22 protein-coding genes and 1 riboswitch are annotated in these 21,357 nt (G+C 42.6%); all 22 genes read right to left on the bottom strand.

Annotated features, from left to right (window positions below; translation table 11 throughout):
- The coding region (locus tag AC075J_RS06225) for a cob(I)yrinic acid a,c-diamide adenosyltransferase (RefSeq protein WP_476390148.1) at positions 1 to 688 on the bottom strand (688 nt) is incomplete at its 3' end.
- A gap of 68 nt (positions 689 to 756) precedes the next feature.
- Complete coding sequence (locus AC075J_RS06220) at positions 757 to 1,908, bottom strand: 1-propanol dehydrogenase PduQ (protein WP_008705567.1); 1,152 nt, start codon at positions 1,906 to 1,908, stop codon at positions 757 to 759.
- A gap of 24 nt (positions 1,909 to 1,932) precedes the next feature.
- On the bottom strand, positions 1,933 to 2,697 hold the full coding sequence (locus AC075J_RS06215; RefSeq protein WP_008705569.1) for a DeoR/GlpR family DNA-binding transcription regulator: 765 nt from the start codon (positions 2,695 to 2,697) through the stop codon (positions 1,933 to 1,935).
- Between the two features lie 67 nt (positions 2,698 to 2,764).
- Positions 2,765 to 3,313: a BMC domain-containing protein gene (locus tag AC075J_RS06210; protein ID WP_008705571.1), complete on the bottom strand. Its 549-nt coding sequence runs from the start codon at positions 3,311 to 3,313 to the stop codon at positions 2,765 to 2,767.
- 16 nt (positions 3,314 to 3,329) lie between these two features.
- Positions 3,330 to 4,658, bottom strand: a complete 1,329-nt coding sequence (locus AC075J_RS06205; protein ID WP_022381347.1) for a 4Fe-4S dicluster domain-containing protein — start codon at positions 4,656 to 4,658, stop codon at positions 3,330 to 3,332.
- Positions 4,659 to 4,662: 4 nt separating this feature from the next.
- Positions 4,663 to 4,929 carry a EutN/CcmL family microcompartment protein gene (locus tag AC075J_RS06200; protein ID WP_008705576.1) on the bottom strand — a complete coding sequence of 89 codons (267 nt, stop codon included), beginning with the start codon at positions 4,927 to 4,929 and terminating at the stop codon, positions 4,663 to 4,665.
- A gap of 132 nt (positions 4,930 to 5,061) precedes the next feature.
- Positions 5,062 to 5,673, bottom strand: coding sequence for a phosphate propanoyltransferase (locus AC075J_RS06195; RefSeq protein ID WP_370792859.1), 612 nt, complete (start codon positions 5,671 to 5,673; stop codon positions 5,062 to 5,064).
- A gap of 118 nt (positions 5,674 to 5,791) precedes the next feature.
- Positions 5,792 to 6,070, bottom strand: coding sequence for a BMC domain-containing protein (locus AC075J_RS06190; protein ID WP_005427721.1), 279 nt, complete (start codon positions 6,068 to 6,070; stop codon positions 5,792 to 5,794).
- Between the two features lie 197 nt (positions 6,071 to 6,267).
- Entirely contained in the window at positions 6,268 to 6,570 is a 303-nt protein-coding gene (locus tag AC075J_RS06185) for a BMC domain-containing protein (RefSeq protein ID WP_008705580.1), read from the bottom strand.
- Between the two features lie 36 nt (positions 6,571 to 6,606).
- Positions 6,607 to 6,882, bottom strand: a complete 276-nt coding sequence (locus AC075J_RS06180; RefSeq protein ID WP_008705581.1) for a BMC domain-containing protein — start codon at positions 6,880 to 6,882, stop codon at positions 6,607 to 6,609.
- Between the two features lie 72 nt (positions 6,883 to 6,954).
- Positions 6,955 to 7,269 (bottom strand): BMC domain-containing protein, encoded by a 315-nt coding sequence (locus tag AC075J_RS06175; protein WP_008705582.1) that lies wholly within the window; start codon positions 7,267 to 7,269, stop codon positions 6,955 to 6,957.
- A gap of 95 nt (positions 7,270 to 7,364) precedes the next feature.
- Positions 7,365 to 8,588: a zinc-binding dehydrogenase gene (locus AC075J_RS06170; protein WP_020993375.1), complete on the bottom strand. Its 1,224-nt coding sequence runs from the start codon at positions 8,586 to 8,588 to the stop codon at positions 7,365 to 7,367.
- Between the two features lie 27 nt (positions 8,589 to 8,615).
- Positions 8,616 to 10,004 (bottom strand): aldehyde dehydrogenase family protein, encoded by a 1,389-nt coding sequence (locus tag AC075J_RS06165; protein ID WP_008705584.1) that lies wholly within the window; start codon positions 10,002 to 10,004, stop codon positions 8,616 to 8,618.
- 29 nt (positions 10,005 to 10,033) lie between these two features.
- Positions 10,034 to 10,897: a class II aldolase/adducin family protein gene (locus AC075J_RS06160; RefSeq protein ID WP_008705585.1), complete on the bottom strand. Its 864-nt coding sequence runs from the start codon at positions 10,895 to 10,897 to the stop codon at positions 10,034 to 10,036.
- Positions 10,898 to 11,086: 189 nt separating this feature from the next.
- Positions 11,087 to 11,878 (bottom strand): glycyl-radical enzyme activating protein, encoded by a 792-nt coding sequence (locus tag AC075J_RS06155; protein WP_008705586.1) that lies wholly within the window; start codon positions 11,876 to 11,878, stop codon positions 11,087 to 11,089.
- Positions 11,879 to 11,951: 73 nt separating this feature from the next.
- Positions 11,952 to 14,477 carry a glycyl radical protein gene (locus AC075J_RS06150; RefSeq protein WP_055053733.1) on the bottom strand — a complete coding sequence of 842 codons (2,526 nt, stop codon included), beginning with the start codon at positions 14,475 to 14,477 and terminating at the stop codon, positions 11,952 to 11,954.
- Positions 14,478 to 14,846: 369 nt separating this feature from the next.
- Entirely contained in the window at positions 14,847 to 15,245 is a 399-nt protein-coding gene (locus AC075J_RS06145) for a hypothetical protein (RefSeq protein ID WP_476390147.1), read from the bottom strand.
- 493 nt (positions 15,246 to 15,738) lie between these two features.
- On the bottom strand, positions 15,739 to 16,710 hold the full coding sequence (locus tag AC075J_RS06140) for a hypothetical protein (RefSeq protein ID WP_008705590.1): 972 nt from the start codon (positions 16,708 to 16,710) through the stop codon (positions 15,739 to 15,741).
- 19 nt (positions 16,711 to 16,729) lie between these two features.
- Positions 16,730 to 19,006, bottom strand: a complete 2,277-nt coding sequence (locus AC075J_RS06135; RefSeq protein ID WP_020993376.1) for a C1 family peptidase — start codon at positions 19,004 to 19,006, stop codon at positions 16,730 to 16,732.
- A gap of 410 nt (positions 19,007 to 19,416) precedes the next feature.
- Positions 19,417 to 19,713 (bottom strand): cysteine-rich small domain-containing protein, encoded by a 297-nt coding sequence (locus AC075J_RS06130; protein ID WP_008705592.1) that lies wholly within the window; start codon positions 19,711 to 19,713, stop codon positions 19,417 to 19,419.
- A gap of 406 nt (positions 19,714 to 20,119) precedes the next feature.
- Positions 20,120 to 20,314: riboswitch (cobalamin riboswitch) on the bottom strand.
- Positions 20,315 to 20,376: 62 nt separating this feature from the next.
- Positions 20,377 to 20,892: a EutP/PduV family microcompartment system protein gene (locus AC075J_RS06125; protein ID WP_008705593.1), complete on the bottom strand. Its 516-nt coding sequence runs from the start codon at positions 20,890 to 20,892 to the stop codon at positions 20,377 to 20,379.
- Between the two features lie 88 nt (positions 20,893 to 20,980).
- A partial coding sequence (locus AC075J_RS06120; protein ID WP_476390146.1) for a BMC domain-containing protein occupies positions 20,981 to 21,357 on the bottom strand: 377 nt, incomplete at its 5' end.

The raw sequence follows: 21,357 nt of genomic DNA, 5'->3' as shown, positions 1-21,357 counted from the left end.
CCAATGTTATCCTGCTCTGAATTCCCATTCGTTTAAGAACCTCCTGGATGACGGCTTCATTGATATCTGCCGTCTTTTTTAATACATCTGTATTACTGTCGGACGGTTCCGGCAATGCATCTGTATTATTATCAGACGTTTTCGCCAATGCACCCGCATGATCATCAGACAGTTCCACTGAAAGATCAGAGTAATACTCTATATATCTCGCCAAAATATACAGATAATCCGAAAGGCGGTTAAGAAATCTCTTACTCTCTGTATCTGCGCCAAACTTCACGCTGACCTGTGCAAGGCAGCGCTCTGTTCTTCTGGCAACAGTACGTGCAATATCTATCTCTGCAGCCAGTCGGCTCTTTCCTGTAAACTTCTCCGGAACAGGCTTTTCGCACAGTGCTTCCAGTTTATCTGTTTCCGCCTCCAACACTGCTGTTTCCTTTTCACTGACTTTACAGTCACGATCATATGGGTTACTGACTCCCGCTGCGATCAGATCAAGATTCTTTTGAATACGTTCAAGAAACTGAAGTATTTCTGACTGACGGAGCATACTTTTTACAAGTTCAATATGACTATTCAGTTCATCAGCCTCACCCATAAGGCGGATACGGTCATCAGACTTGGAAATATTACCGACATGAGCCATATCTGTAATTCCTCTGTCTCCTCTTTTTGTATAAATACTCATCTCTTCTCCATCTCCTGTATCTGATTTCAGCGGCAGTCAGCATCTGCCGGAAATTATTGTCTTCATTTTCAGAATGACCATAATTTCGTATAAATCTTTATAATATCTTCCTTAGTCGGAACTCTCGGATTATTCACTGTGCAGGCATCTGCAAGTGCTGCGTCTGCCATCTTGTCAATTGCTGCAAAATATTCTTCCGGTGCAATTGTTCCCAGTTCCTGAATCGTCAGCGGAATATTCATCTCTTTCTGCATAAACTGAATCCAGTTTACCAGAGAACGGACCGTCATTACTTTATTATAATTGCTCAGTCCGAGAATGTGCGCAACATTGGCGTATCTCTTTACAGCCGGAAGATACTCTTTCTGGCTCTTACTGTGCTTATTAATATCAGAATTAAATTCTACGATATGCGGAAGCAGCATAGCATTTGCCCTTCCATGCGGAATATGGAACATTGCTCCCAGCTGATGAGCCATGCTGTGAGTGATTCCAAGACCTGCTGTATTAAAGGATAAACCAGCCAGACAGGAAGCTACATGCATTTTCTTACGCGCATGCATATCACTGCCATCCAGATATGCTCTCAGCAGGAATACTCCGCAAATTTCAATCGCTTTCTCCGCAAGTGCAGAAGAGAATTCATTATGTGCAGTACTTACGTATGATTCCAGCGCATGTGTAAACACGTCCATACCAGTATCCGCTGTGATGGCCGGCGGAACACTCCTTACAAGTTCTGCATCCAGAATTGCTTCATCTGCTGTAAGGCTCTCTGAGATCAGCGGATATTTTACATGTGCTGCAGTATCGTTTACTACTGCAAAAGAAGTAACTTCTGATCCGGTACCACTTGTCGTCGGAATTGCGATCAGACCTACTTTTCCGTAATTGTTGATCTTCAGTGCAAATTCTCTGATTGCCTTGGAAGAATCAATCGCAGAACCACCACCGACTGCAACAACTGCTTCCGGCTGATATTCCAGGAACTTCTTTACCCCTTCTGCAATCTTGTCCACAGGTGCATCCGGCACAACATCATGGAAAATATCGTATTCAATACCTGCACTGTTTAAAGGAGCAGTGATCAGATTGATCATTTTACTTTGTACCACAAATGGATCTGTTATAATGAGAACCCTTTTATACGGGATCTCTTTTAATCTGTCTAACGCGTTATCCCCAAAATGGATCGCGGTTTTCATCTCAAAAGTATTCATTGTATCATACTCCTATTTTCTTTATCAGACAGGATATAGGCATTTTACATTAAATTTCTCAAAGTGCTTCTTCCAACGTTCTGTCGGTTCTTTGTCCGTCACTATAATATCTACTTCTTTCATGCTTCCTGCTACGGAAAACGCTGTCTGATCAAATTTAGAACTGTCAACAACCAGAATTCTCTTTCGTCCGGAACCGATCATCGCTCTCTTGGTAGAGCCAAAAGCTTCCTGAGATTCCATAATCCCCCATTCCAGATCCAGTGCCTTACACGAAAAGATAACCTTATCTACATAATAAGAACGTATGGATTCGTCTGTCTTTGATCCAAGAAAAGCCAGATATCCTTCTTTCATTACGCCTCCGGTGGAGATAATGTTCCACCCGGATACATCAGCTAACTCCAGAAGTATTTCCATGGAATTGGTAATTACGGTAAGACGTTCTTTTTCCTTTAATGCTTTCGCCACAAAAACTGCCGTAGTACTCGCATCCAGGAAAATATGATCTCCGTCTTTCACAAGGGAAGCTGCAAGTTCAGCCATTTTCTGCTTTCCTGTAACATTCTGGTTCTTACGTACATTGAAAGGCAAATCAATGCTTACATCCTCATTGATCACAGCACCGCCATAACTTTTTATCGCAAGTCCTTCCTTTTCAAGTTTATCCAGATCACGGCGTATGGTCTCTTCAGAGACGTCATAAAGCTGGCTCAGCTCGCTGACCACCACCCGCTTTTCTGCCTGTAATTTTTCGAGAATCAGATTTCTTCTCTCCAGCGCAAGCATATCTTTGCCCCCTTTTTTTGAGAAATTTTTTATGAGTGTCAAGGTCAGAAACTTCTTACCCCGGATATTATAAAATACTGTCGATCATTCTTCTGTCAGGATGTGCGATAACGGAAGAATCCAGGTACATACCCTTGGCAGCTACAAGTTCTTTTGCCCTGTCAATGGAAGCCTCTACCGCAGAAACTTCACCGGTGATCATCATATATGATTTTCCGCACATACCTTTGGCAATACGAAGTTCTATCAAATCTACGATCGCAGTCTTAGCTGCCTGGTCTGCTGCTTCGATAATGGAAGCTGCATCATAAGTTTCAAGAATTCCCAGCGCACTGATATCTTCTACCTGAGTAGTTCCGTAAATTGCCGGGAAAATGGATTCATGCGGATTGCCCAGCACAAAGCTGTCAATGCATTTATCCTCATATGTAGTTACTGCCGTATCAACGGCGGCCTTTACCGCACTTAAGTCACCGGTAATAATTGCAATATATTTACCAGGACATACGGTCTGTGCCTCGACGATCTCTACCTCAGATGTTTTTACCATAGCATCTGCTGCAGTAACGCCTGTAGATGTGGTTTTAAATTCAATCATTCCGATTGCTTTACTCATTTTGTGCACGTCCTTTCTACTTTACTGCAATAATAATGTAACGGTCTGTTACTTCTGTTACTTTACCGCTGACAGAAGCATGAATACCAACGCTTAAGCCCTGTGCCGGCTGTGCGATCATCTGCCCTCTTGTTACCTCATCACCGGCTTTGACCACTGCCTGTGCAGGTGCTCCGATGTGCTGGCTCAATAATATCCTTACTTTCTTAACCTGTACAAGTTCTTCTTTCAGAGGAGCATCCTTGTCATATCTCGTAAGACCAAGTCGCGCCATCAGACGTTCTTCCGGAACCTTACGGTATTCTCTGGATTCCTGTACCGGTTTCGGCTGTACACCCTGCGGAGGACGGATACCTGCTTTTCTCAGACCGCCCTTCATATCTGCGAGAAGACTTCTCGGTGCAAGACTCTGCGGACATGAGTACATCTCACATACACCGCAGGAACTGCAGAAGGAAGCATCTATATATGGATTCAGGTCTCTGAAATCATTATTTGATGCAGCCCTCATAAATTTCGCCGGATCGATCGGATGTCCCAGATTATGTCTCGGACATAAATCTGTACAGGTATTGCACTGGCAGCAGATAGATGCTGCACGTTTTAAATCTATGGAAGAAGTCCGCTGCTTCTTCGCTACAATAAGATGGTCTTTTGGAAGGACCAAAATCGCATTTGTTGTCTTTGTCACCGGATCTGAACCATTTCCGATACGCCCCATCATCGGGCCGCCTACGAAATAGACAGGATCCTTCACTGTTGTGCTGCCTGCCTGTGCTACCACTTCCTCCAGAGTACATCCCAGGGGAACTCTCACTGTAACAGGATCACTTACTTCTGCAACAACAGATACATATTTGTCTGTAACCGGCTGCTTCTCTTCCACAGCACGATATACATTGTATACAGTTTCAACGTTAAATACGGCTACTCCCTGCTCGATCGGCAGTCCTCCCGGCCGTACTACTCTTCCGGTTGCCTCATAAATAAGTACAACCTCATCTCCCATCGGATAAACTTCGTCCAGAAGATGCAGCCTCATGCCAGGAAATTCTTCAATATGCTGATTTAATGCATGAATTGTCTGTACATAAGACTTCTTAATTCCAATAATTGCTTCAGAAGCACCAACCGTCTCCTGGATCATATGGAATGTTTTCATAATTTCATATGCGTGTTTTTCCAATAACTGTCTGTGTAATTTCAGTAATGGTTCACACTCTGCACAGTTCATAAGAATGGTATTGGCCTTGTCTGTAAGCTTCATATAAGTAGGGAATCCGGCTCCGCCGGCACCTACCACACCATTCTGCTGTATAATATCCTGTAATTCTTTGATTTCCATGGCGTTACTCCAATCCTGCACCGTCATCAATAATACCGACAATTGCGGCATCTACCGGTGCTGTTTCTACGCCGCAGCCTATTCTTGCTGCGCTTCCCTGTGCCACCAATACATATTCACCAACTCCGGCTCCGATCATATCGATCGCAACCAGCTGGCTCAGGTCGCCTTTCATATGATGCACAGGCTCGATAATCATAAATTTACTTCCAATCAGCTTCTCACTCTTTCGTGTGGATACCACACTTCCTACAACTTTGCCTACGATCATATGAGCCTCCAAATTGTTTCTGATAATAATATTGGGGGCAAATACTTCTGCCCCCAATTAACGCTTAAGGGTTTCTGTTCAAAAACCTTATCGTGCAGGCACGAACGGCTTTTTGACCTTTGGCCCCCGATATTATTTAATTATTGTTACGGTAGTGCCTGTAGCAATCTTTGCTGCATTTGCTTCATCTGTATCAATATGCATTTCCAGTGTAAAGCTGTCGTCTACACGGATCTTGACCTGATTGAAGATGGTTCCTCTCTCATTATCTGCCTTTACTGATACGATATCGCCGTCCTTCACACCTGCAGCCTGTGCATCTTTCGGAGACATATGTATATGGCGCATTGCCACGATACATCCCTCTTTCAGATAAACTGCTCCTTTTGGACCTACGATTGCGATTGGTGCACTTCCTGCAACGTCTCCGGATTCGCGAACCGGAACATTCATTCCAAGCTTAATGGCATCTGTCGCAGATACCTCAACCTGTGAAGCTTTACGCACCGGTCCAAGGATTCTTACATTCTCAATGGCACGAAGTTTCAGTCCCACAATGGTAACTGTTTCATTAGAAGCAAACTGACCTCCCATCAGCTCTTTCTTCTTCGTAAGCTGATATCCGGGTCCGAACAATGCTTCTACATGTTCCTGTGTCAGGTGAATGTGTCTTGCGGAAACCCCGATGGGAACCATGAATCCATCGCCTTTTTTTTCATTCTGATTGATTGCCTGAATGACCATTCTGGTAATCAGTTCAATATTATTAGATTCCAAGAATACACCTGCTTTCTGTCAAATATGACGGATTATAACCATCCGGCAGTCTGCTGTGCAGATACCGGACAGTTACGATGGATTACTATTTTAATACAGGCAGGATTTTCTCTACATCTGTATGTGGTCTTGGGATTACGTGTGTAGCAACTAATTCACCAAGTCTGGATGCTGCTGCGCTTCCGCTTTCTACTGCTGATTTAACAGCTCCTACATCTCCACGTACCATAACTGTTACAAGTCCGGATCCGATCTTCTCTGTTCCTACTAATGCTACGTTAGCAGCCTTGCACATCTGGTCTGCTGCTTCGATTGCTGCTGTAAGTCCTCTGGTTTCTACCATTCCTAATGCTTCCTGTGTCATAACTTTCTCCTCCTTATGAGATACTGTTTCCTTTATCTGTTCTTTCTGGGATTCTGTTTTATTTGCTGTTTCTGCCGCCGTATCTGCCGTCTGAGCTTTTACTTCCGGTTTTGAAGAAGTTTTTGCTTTCGTTCTTCTTGGAGCGGCTGCCTTTTTAGGGGCATTTTTATCTGCTTCCGGTTTCTTCTCTTCAGCCATTATTCATCCCCCTGATTGTTCTTCCAGCGACTTGCACTTAATTCCACCATTCTGACGATTTCTTCGTGGGGACGTGCAATTACTGCATAACTTACCGGTTTCTTGATCGCACCTGTCGCTGCTGCATTTACTGCTTCTGTAACGGCAGATACATCGCCTTCAACTATAATAGTAACCAGTCGTCCGCCCAGCTTACGTTCCCATGACGCCAGCTCAACGTCTGCAGTTTTGCACATGATGTCCAGTGCATCGATTGCTGCAACGACACCAGTGATTTCTATAAATCCATATGATTTACTCATGAGCGAACTCCTTTTTTATACTTCTCAATCTGCTGGTCAGATGCTTGGAAGGATTTTCTCTACGTCTGTATGAGGTCTCGGAATTACATGAGTAGCAACTAATTCGCCAAGTCTGGATGCTGCTGCGCTTCCGCTTTCTACTGCTGCCTTAACAGCTCCTACGTCTCCGCGTACCATAACTGTTACAAGTCCGGATCCGATCTTCTCTGTTCCTACTAATGCTACTTCAGCTGCTTTTGTCATTGCATCAGCTGCTTCAATTGCTGCTGTAAGTCCTCTGGTTTCTACCATTCCTAATGCTTCCTGTGCCATTTCTGCTTCCTCCTGAATCTACAAATAAATATCTGATTATATTTTAACTGATGCCCAATGGATATGCAACTGCTAATCCTTATCCAGGGCGCTGATCTTCAGCATTTTCTCCGTTCCCTCTTCCGGGTTCGGGATCACATAATGCTGTACCACACCAGTCATTCTGTTTGCAACTTCCATGCCTGCTTCCACAGCCGCTGTAACATCAGTTACACTTCCTCTGAATTTAATGCAGACAAGGAGCGGTACCGGCAGGCTGTCAGCATTGGCTGGTTTGTTTTTATCAAAAACCTCCAGGCGGACATTTGCTGCCTTACATCCGGCATCGCCTGCTACAAAGGCTGTCGCCAGCCCGAATACCTCTAAAATTCCTACAGCTTCTGCCATTTCTTTTCTCCTCTATTGCCAGGCTTATTATTTGTTGCTACTGTTCACTCCATTCTCAGCAATACTCTTTGCGGAATATTACCGGTGAACAGTAACTATTTGTTTACAACTGCGATCTTAAGTCCTGTCATTGCCAGGTTTGTCTGAAGAGCTTCATTGATCTGCTCTAACGGGAATTTGTCTGTAATTAACTCAGACATTGGAAGACCGATTGCATTTGCTCTCTTAAGGAAATCAAATGTTGTAACATAATCTCTGAGAGTGTAAACCCAGGAACCAACCAGATTGATTTCTTTGGAGCAAAGATCAAAGTGCGGGTTAATTGTAGCATCTCCACCATTGATGAAGAAACCAAGTTCGCAAAGGCCGCCGCCGTTACGGATAAATTTATAAATATTTGCATGAGCTTTTGGATTTCCTGTACACTGGAATGCAAAATCTGCAAGGTGTCCACCCTGTGCTTCTTTTACAGCCTCTGTCAGTGCTTCGATTCCTTTGAAGTTCATGAAGTTAACACTTGTATCTGCTCCCATTCTCTTCGCAAATTCAAGACGTTTCTCATTTCCGTCTACTGCGCAGATATGTTCTACGCCCATAGTACGAAGTACTGCAATGCAGATCAGACCGATTGGTCCGCAGCCCTGAACTACAACTCTGCTGTTGAAACGAAGGATTCCGGTTGTTTTTGCTCTCTCAACTGCATGTACAAGTACTGCACATGGCTCGATGAGGATTCGGGAATCTAGATCCAGATCACTTACATTAAAGAATGTAGTTCCGAAATTTCCACCTCTTAAGAAGATGTAATCGGAGAACCATCCGTTAAGATGTACATCATCATCCGGAAGAAGTCCATATACGTCAGCTCCACCTACGTTCTTCTTGTTCAGGTCGAACATTGTGATTTCCGGATCATCTTTAAAGATCATACAGGTAACGACTTTATCGCCAACCTTTACAGGTTTTCCTGCAGTATCTACTTTAACATTCTTACCCATAGCCACGATTTCACCTGTACCTTCATGTCCAAGTGCTACCGGGATCAGGCCAAATGGATCTCTTTTAAATTCATGTGCATCTGTACCACACACACCGCATCCTTCAACTTTAACCAGGATATCGTCATCTCCAATCGGAGGAATCGGATATTCTTTCAGTTCGAAATGTTCCTTTTCAGTTAATACAGCTACTCTGGCTGTCTTCGGGATTCCAGTTGTTGCTGCCGGTGCAGAAACTGTTGCTGCTGCCGGTGCATTTCCTGTCATGCCGGAGAGAACCTGTTTCACGATTTCTTCTATATTTACATTATTCATGTCCATGTTCTTTCTCTCCTTAACTCATCATCTTTAACGAATGCAAAGGCTGTCTGCCATTACGCAGCGTCTTCTCTTGGTAAATGTACTTGCGCAGGTAAGACCTTCACCTGTACGGCTTGCGATTGTAAATGTACAATAGCCTTCACCGCCAAATCCTAATGCAGCATAGGATGGTGCATTCTTTACAAGGATTGCTGTATCAATTGCTTTCGCATATTTTGTAATATTATCAATATTCTTTGAATGGATATGTGCAGAATGGCGATTTCCGTGTTCTAACCATACTGCCTGTTCCACTGCATCATCAAAATCTCTTGCTCTTACTACACCAAGGATCGGCATCATAAGCTCTGTTGTGATCAGCGGATGTTCCTTCGGTCCTTCAAATACGATACAGCGGATATTTGCCGGTGCATTGACACCGATCATGGAAAGAAGTGTTCTTGCGTCACGTCCGACACATTTACGGTTCAGTTTTCCGCCTGCCAGAACTACTTCTGTAAGTTTATCCTGTTCTTCTTTAGATGCAAGATAACAATCATTCTCAGTTACAAGATAATGCATCAACTCATCTACGATAGAAGAAACTGCTACGATCTCTTTCTCTGCGATACATGGAAGATTGTTATCAAATGTACATCCGTTTACAATGTCTGTTGCCGCTTTACGGATGTCAGCTGTTTCATCAACAAGTGCCGGAGGGTTTCCTGCACCTGCACCAATGCCACGTTTGCCGGAAGAAAGAACTGCAGTTACAACTCCAGGTCCCCCGGTTGCTGCAATAAGCGGGATGTCTTTATGTTTCATCATTACATTGCTAGTTTCAAGAGTAGGTTTCTCTACAGTAACCGCAATATTATCCGGTCCGCCGGACTCTAATGATGCTTCATTCAGAAGATTGATCGCATAAATGGAAGTCTTGATTGCTGCCGGATGAGGATTAAATACAACTGTATTTCCTCCTGCAAGCATTCCCATTGTATTACATAAAATTGTTTCACTTGGATTGGTACATGGAGTAATCGCACCGATCACACCGAAAGGTCCCATTTCAATAAGAGTTAATCCTCTGTCTCCTGACCATGCAGTTGTTGTAATAACTTCTGTTCCCGGTGTCTTATCAGCTACGAGATGATGTTTGAGAATCTTATCTCCTACATTTCCCATACCGGTCTCTTCCACACCCATGCGTGCCATTACTTCTGCATTTTCTTTTATTTTCTTACGAATGCAGGTAATAATTTTTTCTCTCTGATCCATGGACATTTTCTTTACAATAAGCTGTGATTTCTTGGCAGCTTCAATTGCATCATTCATTTCTTTAAAAATGCCATGTTTACCAGTCGGAGCGTCTGCTATCTGCATTTTTGCCATAACTTCCTGTACAATTTCCTGTACCATATTCTCATTAATTGGCATGAGACTGTCCTCCTTGATTATCTATGCTCTTATTTCATTCCTAACTGAGCCATTACTTGTTTTGTAATCTCAGCAACTAACTGTGCATCAGATGCAGCATTATTCTCTGCCGGTTTTGAATCTCCACCTACGAAATCATACTGATATCCAGGGAATTTCTTGAATTCTCCGTCCTGACATGCTCCACCGCAGTTATGACAGTTCTTGCCGTCTTTGTTCAGGCAGAGGTTTGCCGGATGTTTACCAGCCATACCGAATTTACGACGAATTTCATAAAGTTTCTCAATGTTCTTCTCATCAAATTCCTTAGGTCCGCCAAGAACTTTTGACTGATACAGAAGCTGTGCGTAGAACTCAACAGATTCCATCTTCATGTAAGCTGCGTTTAAGTCTGTGCTCCATGTCAATGCTCCATGGTTCTCAAGAAGAACTGCATCGAAATATGGAAGGTATTTCTCAAGATTATCCGGAATCTCCATTGTAGATGGTGTACCGTATTCAGCGATCGGAACGCATCCAAGTGAGATAACTGCTTCAGGCATGATCGGCTGTGTCAGCGGAATACCTGCAATTGCAAAAGATGTTGCATAAATCGGATGAGCATGCACAACAGAACCTACGTCCGGTCTCTTCTCATAAACTCTCATATGCATTTTGATTTCAGAGGATGGTTTGAATCCCGGGTTAGCCTGGATCACATTTCCCTCTCTGTCTACTTTACAGATATACTCCGGTGTCATAAAACCTTTGGATACACCTGTAGGTGTGCAAAGAAATTCGTTGTCGTTCAGTTTTACAGAGATGTTACCATCGTTTGCAGCTACCATGTTGCGGCTGTAGATTCTTCTTCCGATGTCGCAGATCTGTTTTTTGATTTCATATTCGTTTACCATGCTCATTTTCCTCCTTAAGGCATTGATATATTTTTTGACGTTTCTACCTGTGATTTTACACTATCGGTCATAAAAAGTCAATACATTTCCGTTGTTTTATGTTGTTTTTACGGGTTTTATTGTGTTGTTTTTGTTTGTTTGTTTTTTTCTTTTTTTATTCCAATAATCGTATCAGATGCAAAAAATACCTCATCCACCGATCTGACAGTCCAGACCGCAGACCGCATGTACTGCCTTTTTTAATGTTTCCATATGTTCTTTGGACGGTGGTTCCACATTTCCCATCAGATATGGTCTGCCAAGTCCCTCATATTTATCCTGTCCAAGTCTGTGATACGGAAGAAGATGAATCTTGTCCACTCCGGGAAGTGTGTCTGCAAACCTTGCAATCCCCTGGATTTCCTCCACTGTATCATTAAATGTGGGTATCACCGGTACACGGATTACCAGCCTGGTTTTACCGGAAAGCGCCACTTTTCTGGCATTTTCCATCATTAGTTCATTGGAACGTCCTGTAAATTCTTTATGTTTCGCAGGATTTGTATGTTTAATATCCATTAAATAAGTATCCAGATACGGTAAGATTGTCTCAATCGTCTCCCATTTTGCACATGCCATACTCTCGATCGCAGTAGAAATCCCTCTCTCTTTGGCAGCTCTCAGAAGTGCTCCTGCAAATTCCGGCTGACAGAGACATTCTCCGCCGGAAAGAGTCATACCTCCGCCCGAGCGGTAATAGTATACCCTGTCTTTCTCAACTTCTTCAATCATCTCCCTGACTGTCACATCACGTCCGATGACCTTGTCTTCTCCCTGCACTTTCATTGTCTGGATCTTATATTCCTGAGATTCCGGATTGCAGCACCATTTGCACCGCAGGACACAACCTTTCAGAAATACGATTGTCCTTATACCCGGTCCATCATGAATAGAATATTTCTGGACATCAAACACTCTGCCCTTTGTATCCAAATAGTCCATGCTTTTCCTTTCTTATTCTGTTATCCATACATCCTCTGCCTGTCACTTTTACTTCCTTCAAAAAACATCTGAATCAGAAGCCCTGTTCTGTACGACGGATGATATCATCCTGAAGGGAACGGGAAAGTGTCGTAAACAGTGCACTGTAGCCTGCCACGCGTACTACCAGATGTTTATATTTCTCAGGATGTTCCTGTGCATCCAGCAGTGTCTGCCTGTCAACTACATTAAACTGCATGTGCATTCCCTTCTGGTCAAAGTATCCGCGGATCAGTGCAACGAATTTCTCCAGTCCCTCTCTTCCTGAAAGTGCGGATGGGTGAAATTTCTGATTAAAGAGTGTTCCGTTGGATACAATAAAATGATCCAGTCTGGATACGGAAGTTGCCGCTGCCGTAGGTCCCTTTACATCCTTGCCCGCAGATGGCGAAACGCCGTCTGCAACAGGTGTGTGTGCATATCTTCCATCCGGCGTCGCTCCTGTCTGTCCGCCCAGCGGTACATTTGCAGATACAGGATACAGACCTGCCTGGAACTTTCCGCCTCTTGGATTGTTATACTTCTGAAGCGGTTTGGAATATGTATAGGCAACTTCTCTTGCAAAATAATCAACTTCCGGAATATCATTTCCAAATTTCGGAACTTCATCGATCATATCGTGGATTTCTTTGAATCTCTGTGTCTTCTGTTCACCCGGTTTCATCCCCATGAAAGTTTTCAGAAGTCCTTCTGCAGTGGAAGCATCCACATTTCTGCCTGCTTTCTGCATTGCCTTCATGATCATCTCTGTCATATCACCGGCGGACTGCGCATCCAGTCCTTTATCATAGTTCCATGCAAGAGCTTCCTTAAGTTCTTTCATAGATACTTTCTTATCCTCATAGACCAGTTTGCGGATTGCAAAAAGTCCATCTGCCATATTGGCGATTCCAAATCCCTGAGGACCTGTAAAGTTGTAAACAGCTCCACCTTCCTGGACAGACTTGCCTTCTTTCAGACAGTCATCTATCATACAGGAAAGGAATGGTAACGGACAGCGTTCCGCATGAGCTACATCAATAGCATTATCTGCATTCACCAGCAGGGAAATGCAGTATTCCATCTGTTTCTTATATGCGTCAAAGAATTCATCAAAGGTCTTCATCTGAGTGACATCGCCGGTAGGGATTCCCACCATCTCACCTTTATCCATACCATTCGAAAAAACAAGTTCCAGAGGTCTGCACATATTAAAGAATGCGGCATCATGCCACCCTTCTGTCTTACCGGCTTTCTGCGGTTCCACACATCCGATGATATTGTACTCTCTGGCATCCTCCAGGGATAAGCCTCTGTTCTGCAGTGCCGGAATAATCACCTCATCATTGTAATATGCAGGAAGTCCGATTCCTGTTCTCGTAAGCTCGGCTGCCTTTATCAGGAATTCATGCGGAGAACCATTCCATACTCTCACAGAAAGTGATGGAGCCGGAAGATGCACATGCATGGATGCCTGAATACACATAACAGAAAGATCGTTAGTTACATCCTCTCCCTCTTTATTCTGACCACCCGCGATCAGATTCTGGAAAAGGCTATATCCTGCAAATCCTTCCGCTGAAGCCGCATCACGACATTTATTCAGGTCATTTAATTTAACCCAGATGCAATCCATCAATTCCTGTGCGAACTCTCGGGTAATAGTTCCTGCTTCCATATCCTTCTTATAATATGGATACATATACTGATCAAAGCGCCCCGGTGAAATAGAATGTCCACTGGATTCCATCTGAAGAAGCTGCTGTACAAACCAGAATGACTGACATGCCTCATAGAAATTCTGTGCACCCTTTGCCGGTACCCTGCTGCAGTTCTCTGCGATAACAAAAAGTTCCTGTTTTCTTACCGGATCACTTGTCTGTGCCGCCATTTCCTGCGCAAGTTTTGCATATCTGCCTGCATAATCGATCACCGCCTTACAGCTTAAAATCACTGCCTCAAGGAAGTGAGACTTTCTTGCATAATTACCGTCACCGACACTGCATCCATCCAGCTCTTTCTGAGCCTTCTCCATGATTCCCTCAAAACCGATTTCCAGTACTTCCCAGTATTTAACTGTTACATGTCCTACACCATTGTAAAAATAATTTCCAGGTGTAAAAATATTGTGTTCAATTGCCTTGATTGCTTCCGGTGCCATATAGGAAGTTGCAAGTTCACTGGTTGTTTTCCCTTTCCAGTACTTATCTGCCTCCTTAAGTTCGGCTTTGGTCTCCTCAGCAATCTCAAAAGGATCCGCAGTTCTGGTCGCAACTGTATCCAGTTCAGCTTCCAGCCACTCATAAGAGAACTCCGGAAATGTCTGACATCCCCTCGGCGCAATCGTACTGCTTCCGACAATCAATTCATTGTCACGGATAATGATCGGAATATTATGAAGAATATGCGCAAAAGCCTTTGCTCTGCGTGTGATGATCGGTTCTCCTTCTGTTTCCTTATAAGATTCTGTGATCAGCTTTGCTCTGGCTGATTCGATCACCGGCATATGTTCATACAATGCATCTACCAGTTTCTGAATTCTGGGAGACTTGGGAATATCTGATGTTTGAAATTTTTCCATGTTACTCCTTTCTCATGAATAAAAGCTGCACCCATACCAGACCCCAATACATTCCGGTATCATTCTGACAGCAATATCCTCCATGTTTTCATATAGATTCATTATACCTTATGGCTATCGCAAAGTCAACACAAATCAACACGTATATCCTGAACTTTTATGTTGTTTTTTATTTGTTTTTTCTTCCGTTCTGGTTGTTTTTGTTTTGTTTTTATGATTGACATTTCATTTTTCTTCAGACACGTCAAAAGCAGCATATCAGGTTATGATCCATAACTCTGATATGCTGCTTTTTAATATCGTATATTGTTTTTTCTGCATCGGATGCCTTTAATGAGCATGCTTTTCCATCGCTGCACTCCCATATATTCATATACACTTAACTATTGTTTCCTGTTCTCTTTTTGTTCTCTGGCTTCTCTTGACTTTCTCCCTCTGTTTCGTCAGATCGTAATAATCATCTGTAAGAACCCCATGTTTTCGCATCATATCAAACACAGTCTGCTGAGCAGGTGTCATCTTCATGCCAATAGAATTATTATAATCCGTAAGAACGCATCCTGTCTTCTCAATCAGCCAGAACAGCGGAGAATCATCATCCGGGATCATTTTCCAGATTTCGTTCTCTGTCCATGGAAGCAATTCCATCATTCCATGAAGATGTCCTCTGGGTATTCTTACGTAATCGCCGTCCGGCTTGATCAGACCGTCAGAAAAGTTCTCATCCTTAATTTTCATCTCATTTAACAGTTCTTCTGTTATCTTCATCCTCTTTTCCTCACCCTCGAGTATTGCTTTTTCCTATTATACGTTTCCCGCCAGAGTTACGCAAGTAAAAAGTCTGAATAGCCTCTTTCCTCAAAAATATATGTTACTGTTCACTCCGTTCTCAGTAACATAGCCAAAATTCATTCCAGATTGCCTGCGGCAATGGAATTTTGGCTTGTATGTCTCGGCATTTTTGGCATATTCATGCCAAAACACCTCGCGGGATAGTGGTGTGTGAACAGTAACAAATATATCACGTTCTATAAAATTCCATCTTGATTAAATTGCAAAAAAATTGTAGACTATATATGCACACACATTAATAGTTTTTGTTAATTAAGACTGATTTGAGGTTTCCTCATAACGTCTCAATTATACACACACATTTTCTAAAAAGAGCAGCTGCATCATCCGATGCGCTGCTCTTTTAGTTCCACTGTTTATTTTGTAACTGTTCTCTGCCGTCGACGGCATTCTTTAATGATTTTAACTCTTACTTTTTCTTCTTCAGGAAATAAATAAGTAAAATTATGATAACAATAATCCCGATACCACTAATCCAGATTACAGGATTCTTCATTCCTGAATCTGCTTTTACATTCTTTCCTGATGTTTTCTGACTCTGCTTATCATCGGATTCCTTGTCTTCTGTCGAAGCAGGCTTCTCTGTTTCTTCCGGTGTTGGCGTTGCTTCTTCTGTAGGTGTTGCCTCCGGTGTCGGTGTCACTTTTTCTGTAGGTGTTACCTCTGGTGTTGGTGTGGCTTTCGGAGTTGGAGTTGCTTCCGGTGTTGGTGTAACAGCAGCCACCGGAACATTTCCTGATGTGCCTGTAGCCTCCGGTGCATCTGCGGATACATTTTCATTTACGTAATCTGTATCACGATCAAGATTCAGCCATCCCTGTGTCACACCATCTGTGTCTGTTTTCCCCCAGTTTGTTCCGTCTTCTCCCTGAACATACTGAAAAATATGTACAGTTGTCCCATCTGCGATTCCCTCTGTTCCTGAAACCTGATCAAATTTCTCTCCAGGTCCGTTATAAACCGATACGTTTCCATCGTTTCCATGAACCTTTACTTCGAAATCCACATCTTTGCCTCCGAAAGTACGATATTCCTCATTGGCAGCTTCTTCTCTGGAAGCCGGATCCAGATCATTCATAGGAACATATCCGTTCATTCCATGGTACTGTGTATATGCCCATTTTTTATTGTCTACTCCATTCTTCTCACCCAGAACGTGAATGGCAGTTCCATTTGGGATCTTGCTGTCATTCAGTTTAACACTCTGAGTGTCTGCTTCATCATAAATATCTACCCCGCCCTGTGTACTCTGTACGATCATATAATAATCTGTTACATAATCCGGATTCTGACCCTTTCCATCATCCGCATAAACAGAAACCACTGTCAGAATAAAGCACAGTACCATTGCTATTACTGTTCCTCCAAACCTTCTCTTCATAATCTCTTTCCTTCATTTCTTATTTTCTTTTTACAGCAGATGAACTTTTATATTTGCTGTATGTATTTCCATATGGCTCTTTAACATATGCTTTTACCGCATAATAGTATGATACACCTTTTTGTGCTTTTTTGTCCAGATAAGAAGAACTATTTCCATTGGAAATTTTCTTTATCAATTGATAGGAACCACCTTTTTTCTTTCTGTAAATATAATAGCCGTCACATTTTTTCTGAGGCTTCCACCGGATACGGATTCCATTTTTCTCAGATTTCACAGAAGTAACCTTCTGCACTGCAGGTGCTGCTTTAATCACATCGCCGGTTTTATATTTACCTGAATATCTTTTTCCGGATGCTTCATAATATGCTTTTACTGTATAACGGTATGATGCATTAGCCGTAACCTTACTATCTTTATATTTTAATTCCGATGTCCCGACATCTGCAATTTGGGACCACTTCCCACCTGCTGCAGGTTTTCTGTACACATAATATCCTGTAGCTCCGGAAACTTTTTTCCATGAAATAAGGTTGTATCCGGAATTATATGCCTTCACCTGAAATACCGGTGTATCCGGCACCCATGACTGATTCAGGGTCCTTGTATGTGCCTTGATCCTTGCCGTCCAGTTTTTCGTCTTTCCATCTGTCCACCTGGCCGTTTCCGATGCACTCTTATAGAATGTCTGCCCTGTTTCTATCCCCGCCGTACAGGTAAACCAGTTTCCATAACTGGACTTTGCTTCCACTCCAAAGCTGATTTTGTCAATCCCACTGTTTGTGATCACAACAGAATATCTGCTTCCCTGTTTCAAAACCACCTCTGGCACACTGATAGTCTGTACACCTGCGATTGGCTGTTCAAACTCATATGGAGCAGCATATGCAGCGGTCCCGCTTTCCGGGTCATATGGATCTGTCAGATCGGTGTATATCTGAATTTTGTAACAGGCATTGTCACTGTTTGTAACAAGATTAACCTCCCCTAGGACTTCTGCTTTTCCCTTTCCTGCAGTTGTCTCATAAACTGCTGCTACTGACTGTCCCGCCTGTATCGGAATCACTGAAAGTGCTGAAGAACCATCATAAAAATAATTATTCCTATACTTTTGATCCAAAGCAGCCACTGCCTCTGCACTTACAAGTTTACTGATATTGGGATCCTGATAAGAAAGATAGTAATATCCTCCGTCTCCTTTCTTCTCCCCCCAACTGTTTTTGATGATCCACGCACCATCAGATGTTACATTGGAAACAGGAAGGAAATTATCCTTTGAATACGTATCATCCCATCCGACCACTGTCACAATATGATTAATTACAGTCGAATTTGATTTTCCAACAGGATAACAATATGCAGCTGTGTCCGGATTTGCATAACTTTCCTTCATATAAAGCATAATGGATACTGCATGGTCATTCAGCAGCATTTCTTTCATACGTTCCTCACTGTATTTGGAAACAGATGCATTTTTCAGATATGCTGCAGAATTATAAGCCTTACTTTCCGGAATCTGTACAGTCAGATCATTCTGATGCAAAGAATCCGTAGGAAATGGTACATCGGCCTCTGTGGTCATTCCCGACCATGTACTGAGATAAATCGCCGCCAGGTGATCATTACCTCCTATCACGTGATAATTTCCCAGTACATAATTCTTATCATCAGGGGTATTTCCAAGAGGATCATTCTGTCTGTTGGAGAAAAAATATGATAAATGTTCTTCTGACAGATCGTAGGTTCCTTTGTTCTGTGCCAGAAGCGAAGTCTCCATGATTGCTGCCATACCAAAAGCCCAGCAGGTTCCAAATGGATTCTGATTCTTTACGGGCGTAACTAATCCTTCCTTTCTGGCATCATAGGAAGATGGAAATGCAGCCTCCCTGTTTCCATATGCAGCATAAACTGATGTCAGATCACTCTCCACTTCAATTCCCGGATCCAAAGGTTTTAAATTTTTAAAGGGTTCCAGTTCTTCCTTTCTTTCCTCTTCCGTCAACGGACGGCCCTTAATATACCTGATTCCGTCTGTACCCTCTTCTGAGTTTTCTCCATCCTGAAACTCCTGTTTTGCATCATCGCTTCCGAACAATTCTGCATCCGATCCCGTATCTGTTCCAAATTCATCTGCCTGTGAACTTTGAAATTCTTTCAGATCTGATGTATTTTCTTCTGTCTCTCTGTTGACTCCGGATCCAAACATTTCCTGACCCGCAGCGGGTACCGATGTACAAACCATTGCATAAGCCAGAAAAACTGACAATGCGCGTATCGCTGTATTTCTTTTTTTCATGTAGTAGTTAACTCCCTTGCGTAAATATAATATCATTATATCAGTATCTTTTTTGTTTTTCAACCATGATCAATGACAAAAACCGTCGGAAAACAGTAAATTTTCCCTGTTTTCCGACGGCTCTATGTAGAAATGCAGAGCTCTGCCGACAAGAAAATGTCGCCAGGAAAAGACGTCAAATGCCTGTGATGCATTTTCTTCTGTGCATGTGAAAAGTGTGGAAAATGTGTGTGAAATGCTTTATATACTAACTCAGAACAGACTTGAAAATCTTACAGACTCTTCTCTTTTGCTATCCTTATTCTAGCAGAACAAGCATTGTATTACAATGAAAATCGTTCTTTCTTATTTGTGCTAATCTGACACATTGTTACTGTTCACTCCGTTCTAAGCAGCGACGCATTCTCCTCTTATTTGCTGATACTTTCCTTTGCTCTTTTCATCATATCAGCCAGTTCCTGGTATTTTCCTGTGACATATCCATAGTTTTTTCGCTTATGCGGAAGCATACAGTTTGTGCAGTCTTTAATTCCCTTTTCCGTATACCGGAAATTCCCACCGCATTTCTCACCCAGGGCATATAGCGGGCAATAACAGAACAGACAGTTAAAATCATCCGGATCTGCATTCTTATGACACGGAAAAAATTCACATTTCTTATGGCTGAAATAAGAATATTCTTTCCCTTCCCAATAAGGTTTCTCCATTGCTACCTCTCCTCTCCTGTTGCAAGTTTTTATCTTTCCAGAATAATTCCGTTTTCTCAGTCTCCATCAATCCCACCCATCAGAGGACGAAATAAAAAAATACTCTAATAAATTATCAATTTCTCTTCACATAACAAAGCATTGAAAATTCATTACAGTATTTTTCACAGATCATACATTTAAAATTAATAAGAGGGAGCGATGCTACCCCGGGGTAGAAAAAAATCCGTTCATGAGTGCGCGGAGGGAACGAATAAATCCGAAGTAGTATCGCCTGCCATTTAATCATGTATAATTCATAAAGAACAGGCGCATTCCATAAAAAATGTCTGCCTTCAGATAAAAGCAGACAACACTCCGAAGCTGCGGATTCAACGGAGTTGGTTGTTACACTTTACACGGAAGTTTAACCTCGCCATACCAAGCAGGTTTCCTGGCTCCAGGCTCATCGCTCCTCTCTCCTTCTCATGCTATGGCACAATGGACATTCTGAGATTTGCTCCTCTGTTACAGTGACCGGATCGCTCAGGTTTCTCACCTGATTCCCTCTTTCTGTACTGTTCTTTCTCACAGTATCAGCACTTAATATGTTCTGTATGGAATTATACTGTCATTATAATAACACCCTGCAACAAGCTTGTCAACTATTTATCAATATATTTTTCAATATTCCACACCTTCCGGCAGCGGATCCCATTCATTCAGACCAAGACTCTGTCTGAATTTTGCTTCTTCCAGACTCAGCTTTGGAACATCCTCATTCAAAAACGCTCTCAGCTCATCAATCCCCTCTCCGGTCACATTGTTTACCAGAAAAATTCTTTCACATCCTGCATTCAGCATCCACTGACGCACCATTGGAACATTCGCATAAGGAGAATCTATTTTCGTAATGATTCCTATCAGTGGTCTCAGAATAAATGCATTACTGCCATAGCCAAACAAACTGAAAGGTTCATCTGCTGACTGTACCATTGCCACCACATCTGCTTCAAAAGAAAAACAGGCCAGCCCTACGCTGAAATGCTTGGACTCTGCATACTCTCCCGGCGAATCAATGGTATCATCATCCGTATTCGTATACTGCGTTTTTACATAATGAAGTTTTTCGCCTTTTAATGCCTGCGTTAATGAAGTCTTACCTGCTTCACTTCTGCCCATCAGAAATATTTTCTTCATATTTAATGTCTGTCCCTTTCACTTCTCTCAGCTATTCCGACAGTTACATAAGCACCATCGGTACAGAATAACTGACTTTTCGTATGTTTTAACTTTTGTGAACTGCACAAGTCTTAAAGCCAAGCACCTCTCTAAAAAATTTCACCACTTCTTCCACTGCAGTCTGAACTTCCGTCAGACCTCCCGTAAGGATCAATGATCCGCTGAAGCGATCCATGAAACCAATCTCCACATTTGCACTTTTCACTGCAATATCAGCAGCTACAACCACTGCTTCCCATGGGGTAAAACGAATCATTCCGATTGCTTCTCCTGTGTGGTCTTCTCCCTCATGGACTCCAATATGCAGACCAAGATTCTGATAAATACAGCTCTGTGAAGGATTGATCACATGCGCCAGGCACACTTCCTTTCCCGGAACCCTTACTCTGGTCATACGCAGCTTTTTTCCCTTTAATTTCTCAT

It is taken from the genome of Blautia sp. ZXY-1-C6 (genome assembly GCF_056339875.1).
This window is presented reverse-complemented; position numbering and strand designations above follow the sequence as displayed.